Origin of the sequence: uncultured Alistipes sp. (assembly GCF_902388705.1) — a bacterium.
Lineage (GTDB): Bacteria > Bacteroidota > Bacteroidia > Bacteroidales > Rikenellaceae > Alistipes.
Genome location: NZ_CABMQJ010000076.1, coordinates 1 through 7745, shown reverse-complemented (window position 1 = coordinate 7745; position 7745 = coordinate 1). Strand labels below are relative to the sequence as shown.

General features: G+C 58.9%; 6 protein-coding genes. All 6 read left to right on the top strand.

Going from position 1 to position 7745, the window contains the following annotated elements; translation table 11 throughout:
• A partial coding sequence (infB, locus tag QZT71_RS11395; RefSeq protein ID WP_295916273.1) for a translation initiation factor IF-2 occupies positions 1-2333 on the top strand: 2333 nt, incomplete at its 5' end.
• Positions 2334-2340: 7 nt separating this feature from the next.
• On the top strand, positions 2341-2979 hold the full coding sequence (locus QZT71_RS11390; protein WP_295916270.1) for a hypothetical protein: 639 nt from the start codon (positions 2341-2343) through the stop codon (positions 2977-2979).
• A gap of 24 nt (positions 2980-3003) precedes the next feature.
• On the top strand, positions 3004-4320 hold the full coding sequence (locus QZT71_RS11385) for an acetyl-CoA hydrolase/transferase C-terminal domain-containing protein (protein ID WP_295916267.1): 1317 nt from the start codon (positions 3004-3006) through the stop codon (positions 4318-4320).
• 79 nt (positions 4321-4399) lie between these two features.
• The gene (locus QZT71_RS11380) at positions 4400-5635 is read left to right on the top strand and encodes an ectonucleotide pyrophosphatase/phosphodiesterase (RefSeq protein ID WP_295916265.1); all 1236 of its coding nucleotides are present in this window, start codon (positions 4400-4402) and stop codon (positions 5633-5635) included.
• A 48-nt stretch (positions 5636-5683) separates the two neighbouring features.
• Positions 5684-6463, top strand: a complete 780-nt coding sequence (locus QZT71_RS11375; protein ID WP_295916262.1) for a class I SAM-dependent methyltransferase — start codon at positions 5684-5686, stop codon at positions 6461-6463.
• 428 nt (positions 6464-6891) lie between these two features.
• Positions 6892-7263, top strand: coding sequence for a hypothetical protein (locus tag QZT71_RS11370; protein WP_295916259.1), 372 nt, complete (start codon positions 6892-6894; stop codon positions 7261-7263).
• Positions 7264-7745: the final 482 nt, after the last annotated feature.

Genomic DNA, 7745 nt, shown 5'->3' with positions numbered 1-7745 from the left:
CGGCTCCGGCGGCTCCGGCAACTCCGGCTGCGCCCGTACAGGAGAAGCCCGCAGCAACCCCGGCGGCCGAGGCACCCAAAGCGGAACCCGCGGCCCCGAAAGACAACATCTTCCGGCCGGAAACCGTGACCCTGACCGGGCCGCAGGTACTCGGCACGATGGACGTATCGGGATTCGTGGCCGGCGGCAAGCATAAACGCAAGCGCCTGCAGAAAGAAAAAGTCGACGTGAGCAAGGCTCCGAAAGGCAATGCGCAGGGCGGCGGCAACAAGCAGGGCGGACAAGGCGGCCCGGGCGGACAAAACCGCCCCGGAGGCCAGGGCGGACAGAACCGTCCCGGCGGACAGGGACAGAACCAGCCCCGTCCCGGCGAAGGACGCCGCAACAAGAACAAGGGCAAAGCGGCCCCGAAACCGATTGTACGTCCCGAAGTGAGCGACGAAGAGGTTTCGAAGCAGGTAAAGGACACCCTCGCACGCCTGACGGCCAAGGGTGCCAAGAACAAGAGCGCCAAATACCGCAAGGACAAGCGCGACGCCGTAGCCGAGCGCATGAACGAAGAGTTCGAACGCGAAGAACAGGAACGTTCGACGCTCAAAGTCACGGAGTTCGTGACCGTGAGCGAACTGGCGACGATGATGAACATATCGCCGACGCAGGTTATCACGGCGTGCATGAACCTGGGACTGATGGTGTCCATCAACCAGCGCCTCGACGCCGAAGCGCTCGTGGTAGTCGCCGAGGAGTTCGGCTACAAGGTCGAGTTCGTTTCGGTGGAAATCCAGGAGGCTATCAACGACGAAGGCGAGGACAAGGAGGAAAACCTCATGCCGCGCCCGCCGATCGTTACGGTCATGGGACACGTCGACCACGGTAAGACCTCGCTGCTGGACAACATCCGCAAAACCAACGTCATCGAGGGCGAGGCCGGCGGTATCACGCAGCACATCGGTGCCTACAGCGTCGAACTGAACGGACAGAAAATCACGTTCCTCGACACGCCGGGCCACGAGGCCTTCACGGCCATGCGTGCCCGCGGCGCCAAAATCACGGACGTCGCAATCATCATCGTGGCGGCCGACGACAGCGTCATGCCGCAGACCATCGAGGCAATCAACCACGCGCAGGCCGCAGGCGTGCCGATGGTTTTCGCCATCAACAAAATCGACAAACCCAACGCCAACCCCGACCACATCAAGGAGCAGCTCTCGCAGATGAACTACCTCGTGGAGTCGTGGGGCGGAAAATACCAGGATCAGGAGATTTCGGCCAAGAAGGGCCTGAACCTCGACAAACTGCTCGAGAAGGTGCTGCTCGAAGCCGAAATGCTCGACCTGAAAGCCAATCCGGACAAGAAAGCCGTAGGTACGGTAATCGAGTCGACGCTCGACAAGGGCCGCGGATACGTTTCGACCATCCTCGTGCAGAGCGGTACGCTGCATATCGGCGACGTAATCCTCTCGGGCACCTCCACGGGCCGCGTGAAGGCCATGTTCAACGAGAACGGCAAGAAAGTGGAGGTGGCAGGCCCCTCGACGCCGGTACAGGTGCTGGGACTGAACGGAGCCCCGCAGGCCGGCGACACGTTCAACGTCATGGAGGACGACCGCTCGGCACGCGAAATCGCCAACAAGCGCGAGCAGCTGCAGCGCATGCAGGGCATCATGACCCAGAAGCACGTGACGCTCGACGAAATCGGACGGCGCATCGCCATCGGCTCGTTCAAGGAGCTGAACATCATCGTCAAGGGCGACGTGGACGGTTCGATCGAGGCCATGTCGGGTTCGCTCATCAAGCTCTCGAAGGAAACCGTGCAGGTCAACGTCATCCACGCCGCCGTGGGACAGATCTCGGAGTCGGACGTGCTGCTGGCCGCCGCTTCGAACGCCATCATCGTCGGCTTCCAGGTGCGCCCGTCGGCATCCGCGCGCAAGCTGGCCGAGAAAGAGGAGATCGAAATCCGCCTCTACTCGATCATCTACGACGCCATCAACGACATCAAGGACGCCATCGAGGGCATGCTCGAGCCGGTGATGAAAGAGGAGATCGTCGCTTCGGTCGAGGTGCTGGAGATCTTCAAGATATCGAAGGTCGGAACCGTCGCCGGATGCGTCGTACGCGAAGGCAAGCTCCAGCGCAACACCCCGATCCGCGTCATCCGCGACGGTATCGTGATTTACACCGGCAAGCTCGGGTCGCTCAAGCGCTTCAAGGACGACGTCAAAGAGGTTTCGGCCGGACAGGACTGCGGACTGAACATCGAATCGTTCAACGATATCCGTGTCGGCGACATCGTCGAGGGATACGAACAGGTAGAAGTGAAACGCAAATAGCATCGCCATGCTCAAACGCCTGACTGTATTGCTGCTGTCGCTCTGCACGCTGTGCGGGGCGGCATCGGCTTTTTCGGCCCCGTCCCGCGGCGTGCCGACGGACAAAGAGCAGAAAGCGCTGCAAAAGGCCCAGAAGAAGAAACTCCGCCAGGAGGTGCGCCATTTCGCGAGCCTGCGCAACGAGGCGGTCGAGAAATTCGCCCGGGAGCACCAGCCCGCGGACATCAGCACCCCCTCGTTCGTAAACGATTTCCGCATCTCGAACGTCATCTGCGCCGGGGACAACATCACGGGCACCGTGATGCTGCACTTCGACATCACGCCCCTGTACGGCGGCTTCCGCCTCTACATGGGCGGCGAGCGCAACGGAACCTGCGCCTTCGCCAAGGGTAAATCGTACCCCTCGTCGGACCATTACGGGCGCGTATACACGATGCGCGGCGGACAGCCCGAACACGTCGTGGTGATATTCTACAACATCGCCCCGGGCGTAGACCGCCTCGACCGGGTGGACATCAGCATGGGACTGGCTATCAACACCCTGAACATCATAACGATGCGCAACGTTCCGATCTTCTGGACCTACTCCGACAAAGCCATTCGCAATTTCGTACGCGAAAACGCAACCAAGGTTACCGCTAACTAAAACCAATACAAACTTAAAGTAAAAATGACTACCCAGATCAAATTTACCACTCCCGAGGAAGCCGTCAAGGTTATCAAATCGGGCGACCACGTGCATTTGAGCTCCGTGGCTTCGGCGCCCCAATGCCTTATCAACGCCATGTGCGCACGCGGCGAGGCAGGCGAGCTGAAGGACGTGCACGTCCACCACTTGCACACCGAGGGTCCCGCACCCTATGCCGATGCAAAATTCGAGGGTGTATTCCAGCTCGACTCGTTCTTCGTGGGCAGCAACGTCCGCAAAGTGACCCAGAGCGGTTACGCGGACTACATTCCGATTTTCCTGAGCGAGACACAGCGCCTTTACCGCTGCGGCGCTGTGCCCTGCAACGTGGCGATGATTCAGGTGTCGACGCCCGACAAGCACGGCTTCGTATCGCTCGGCACCTCGGTAGACGCGACGCTGGCGGCGGTGGAAACCGCAGAGCACGTAATCGCCGTGGTGAACAAGCACGTCCCCCGCGCATTCGGGCAGGCGATGATTCACTCTTCGAAAATCGACCTCTTCGTGCAGGACGACACCCCGCTGATCGAGGCGCATTTCACCCAGCCGAACGAAATCGAAACGGCCATCGGCAAGCACTGCGCCGCGCTGATTGAGGACGGAGCAACGCTCCAGATGGGTATCGGAGCCATTCCGAACGCCGTGCTGGCACAGCTGGGCAACCACAAGAACCTCGGTATCCACACCGAAATGTTCGCCGACGGCGTATTGCCCCTCGTGGAGAGCGGCGTCATCAACGGCGAAGCCAAGAACATCGACAAGGGCAAGATGGTATCAACGTTCCTGATGGGTTCGCAGCGCGTATACGACTTCATCGACGACAACCCCGCCGTGCTGATGATGGACGTGGGCTACACGAACGATCCCTATATCATCTCGCGGAACGACCGCGTGACGGCCATCAACTCGGCACTGCAGGTCGACATCACGGGCCAGGTATGCGCCGACTCGCTGGGCACGAAATTCTACTCGGGCGTGGGCGGACAAATCGACTTCGTATACGGGGCGTCGCTCTCGAAAGGCGGCAAGGCCATCATCGCCATGCCCTCGATGACCAACAAGGGCATTTCGAAAATCGCCCCGGTGCTGTCGCCGGGCGCCGGCGTCGTGACCACGCGCAACCACATCCACTGGTTCGTGACCGAGCACGGCGCAGTCGACCTCTACGGCAAAACGCTGCAGGAGCGCGCCCGCCTGATTATCTCGATAGCCGATCCTTCGGCGCAGGAGGAGCTCGACCGTGCCGCTTTCGAGCGTTTCGGCCAGCACCACCACTACGTGAAAAACTACATGAAATAAAATATTTCACAATCGGGAAGCGCCCACGTTACCGTGGGCGCTTTTTTTGTATCTTTACACGAACCTAAAACTTCCCGTCATGAAAAAATACGCCTGTATCCTGCTGTCGGCAGTGCTGCTCACGGGATGCGCCGCATCCCGCCGGACGAACGCCGCACTCCCGCAGGAGAAACAATACGCCGTGATTCTCTCGATGGATGCCTTCCGCTGGGATTTGGCGGGCCGCAGCCACACGCCGACGCTCGACTCGCTCGCACGGGTCGGCACCTATGCCGAAATCTATCCCGTGTACCCGTCGAACACCTTTCCGAGCCACTACGCCATGGCCACGGGACTCCACCCGGATCACCACGGCGTGGTGAACAACAGTTTCTACGACCGTACAGCAGGCCGGAGGCTTTCGGTATTCGACTCGCAGGACGTACGCACACCGGGATTCTGGGGCGGCGAACCTATTTGGAACACGGCCGAGCGGCAGGGGCTCACCGCCAATATCTTCATGTGGCCGGGCAGCGAAGTCCCCATCGGCGGCAGGCAGGCGACCGTGTGGACACGCTACTCGTCGAAACCCTCCTACTACGAGCGCGCAGACTGGGTAATCGACGCCATGACGCGCCCCGAGGAGGAAATCCCCGAGCTGGTGATGTGGTATTTCGAACAGCCCGATGCCGCGATGCACACCTACGGCCCCGAGGCGCCACAGGTCGTGGCGCAGGCCGAGCATATCGATTCGGTGCTCCGCTATTTCTTCCGCGGAATACGCCGTTCGCCTGTCTTCGACCGCATCAACTTCATCGTCACAGCCGACCACGGCATGGCCGAACTGTCGCCAGATCGCTACATCAACCTCATGCCGCTGCTCGACACGTCACAGGTCGTGCGCGTCGTGCCGGGCACCCCGTTCGGGCTGGAGGTCAAGGAGGCGTATGCCGGCCAGGCGCTCCGCATCCTGCGCAAGGCCGGACACATGAAAGCGTGGAAACGCGAGCGCATGCCACGCCGCTTCCACTACGGCACGCACCCCACCCGCCTGACCAATATCATCGTCATCCCCGAAACGGGATGGACACTCGATTATGCAAAGACAGGCCGGGAGCGTCCGGTGCGCAAGCGCGGCACACACGGATTCGACAACCGCGACAGGGAGATGCACATGGTCTTTTACGGTTCGGGGCCGGCATTCCGCAAGGGTTACCGCCAGCGCCCGTTCCAGAACCAGAACATGTACCTCGTCCTGTGCCGCCTGCTGGGTATCGAGCCCGCGCCCAACGACGGGGAGTGGAAAGACGTAAAACGCATGTTTCGTGATAATTAAAATTATTTTCCTATCTTTGCTCCGACTGTGAAAACATAAATGTGCCCTATGAGGATCAGCACACCCAAAAGCAGGCAGGACCTGCATATCAAGCGGCGCTACAAGGTGCTCGAAATCGGCCCTGGAAACAACCCTACTTACCGTGCCAACGTACTTGCCGATAAATTTATCGGCGACAATACCCACCGCAGCGGCGATATCCGGGTCTATCCGCATCAGAAACTGGTGAACGCCGCAGCCGAATCCCTCCCGTTCGCCGACAAAGAGTTCGACTACGTAATCTGCAATCAGGTGCTCGAACACAGCGACGACCCGGCGCAGTTCCTGCGCGAGGTGGTACGCGTCGGCAAAGCGGGGTATATCGAAACGCCGAGCCTGCTGGGAGAGTGGCTCTTCCCCAAACAATCGCACCGCTACGTGCTGCTGTGCATCGGCGACAAACTGGTGCTCTACGACAAGCGCCGCGTTCCGGGAAACTACGCCAACGACTACGGCGAATTGTTCCTGAACTACCTCCCCTACCAGTCGCTGCCCTACAAGCTGCTGCCGTTTTCCGAGGGCGAATTGATGCACGTGCGTTACGAATGGAAAGACGACATCGACTTCCTGGTAAACCCCGCGGACGAGTATTACAGCAAGTTCTTCCTTAAGAAATGGGACCGCGAGATGGTGCGCACGCTTTTCCCGCCGCGCGGATTCATCACGGAACTCGGACGCACGTTCAAGGCCGCCGTGCATGTAATCGCCGACAAACTGCGCCGCACAAACGGACGACGCCCCCTCACGCTCGAAGAGTACCGCAAACTGCACCCGGACGAACTCAAGTAATTCGGCGGCCGACGCAGCGGCGGAACCGAAACCGTATAATTAAGTGAAAACATCCGTGATTTTCGGATGTTTTTCTTATTTTTGCATATGCAATCCCAAATCCCCGTTGCCTATGAAGCATTGAAAAGCGTGTTGTAACATCATTGCGAATCACTTCCGTGCCGGCTGCAGGTACTAAAATCGCCGGCACAAACATATAAAAAGCGTTAGCTTTACGTCTTTGCATATCGAAATCTGGAAAATTTCAATCTGTGGCAAAAGAAGTGGAGTTGATGCTCACGTTTCCAACGTGGGCTTCACTTTATATTATTGCCACAGGGTATTCCAGAACCTCGATATGCGATAATGAAAGTTTTGTCCCACGTTTTTTATACCCCTATCCCAAACCCACTTACTTATGCCCGGGGACAGGCATCCCGCTATTTGTCATGAACAACTATCTCCTGCTGCTCGGCATCGGCAGCGCACCGGCAGTCGCAAGCATGTGCGCGACGCTGCCCCTCTGGCACTCGAAACACCTGCGCAACCGGACAATCCATACACTCGGGCTGATAATCCTGTTTCTCGCCCTGATATGCTGCCTGCTCCCCGTAATCACAAGCGAAGATACAGGAATCGGATTTGCCGCCATAGCCGTAAGCTGCATCAACTTTTTCCTGTTCCGGCATTACGAGCGCCTGCTCTACACCCTGCGGTGCCCCGGCTGCCGCCATGCAACGCTCCGAGTCCGCGCCGTACACCACAAAACCTACCGGCTCCATTGCAAACGTTGCGGACTCTATACGGATTGGCATGAATAAATGAGAAGGTGGAAAGAAGACGGATGAATCAGCAATGCAGCCAGGAGACTCCGGGCCTGAAAATACCAGTTCTCGCAGTCGGCAGAGGGATATGACAGCCATATAGCACCGTCAAGGCTGCGGGAAACCGGCAGGAAGTCATCTTAAAAACAGAAGCAGATGCTGCGGGTGAATGAATCGTCCATACCACATAAGCAACGGGGTATAAATAGGTCCGGACGGACAGTACGGCCCGGACAGCGGATTGGTAGAGTTTCCCTATCGGAAAATTCCTCGCCACTTCGCAAGCTATTGCCAAGTGCGTTTGGAGAGGTGAGAGGTGAGAGGTGAGAGGTGAGAGATGCCGTCCCCACCTTTCTTCCGGGCCAGCAAGTGAAGCAGGGCGGAACATCGCTGCACAGGGGCGGGCGGCGAAACATACGGGCCCCCCCCAAGCTATGGGCAACGAGGAAAATCAGCCACACGCCTGCCGCCTGCGTGTT

Bases quoted from the DNA above. Each gene is read 5' to 3' on its own strand.
- QZT71_RS11390 (WP_295916270.1), top strand. From the start codon at position 2,341: ATGCTCAAACGCCTGACTGTATTGCTGCTGTCGCTCTGCACGCTGTGC.
- QZT71_RS11385 (WP_295916267.1), top strand. From the start codon at position 3,004: ATGACTACCCAGATCAAATTTACCACTCCCGAGGAAGCCGTCAAGGTT.
- QZT71_RS11380 (WP_295916265.1), top strand. From the start codon at position 4,400: ATGAAAAAATACGCCTGTATCCTGCTGTCGGCAGTGCTGCTCACGGGA.
- QZT71_RS11375 (WP_295916262.1), top strand. From the start codon at position 5,684: ATGAGGATCAGCACACCCAAAAGCAGGCAGGACCTGCATATCAAGCGG.
- QZT71_RS11370 (WP_295916259.1), top strand. From the start codon at position 6,892: ATGAACAACTATCTCCTGCTGCTCGGCATCGGCAGCGCACCGGCAGTC.